We start from the raw sequence: 425 nt of genomic DNA on the forward strand, positions 1-425 counted from the left end.
GCCGCCCCGCCCGCCGCATGGTTGAAAGCCCTGAAACCCGGCGGCCGCATGATCTTTCCGTGGCGTCCCTCCGAAGCCGTCGGCCTCGCGGTCCTCATAACCCGCCTGGAAAACGGCTTTGCCTGCCGGCCCTTCATGGGCTCCTGGTTCATCCCTTGCGTCGGCGCTTCCACCGCCGAGCCGGGCGCGAAAATACCGACCCGCGAGCGCGCCGCGCGAACCCGCTCGATCTGGCTGACGCAAGACAAGGCGCCCGACCGCACCGCCACCGCCGTGTTCGGCGATGTCTGGTTCTCGTCACGCGCCATTCGCGCTGACAACACGCGGTAGAAATTCGCAGGGCCGTGTCGGAAAGCGGCCTTGCCGTTCATCCTTAGCTCGAAATCCGGCCGTGACGGGCACGGACCAGCCAAAAGGAGAAAGAT

1 pseudogene is annotated in these 425 nt (G+C 66.4%); it reads left to right on the forward strand.

The window, feature by feature from the left end:
- Positions 1-330: pseudogene (locus EOD07_RS37205) on the forward strand (SAM-dependent methyltransferase); the annotation flags it as partial.
- Positions 331-425 lie beyond the last annotated feature (95 nt).

The organism is Mesorhizobium sp. M2C.T.Ca.TU.002.02.1.1 (genome assembly GCF_003997225.1).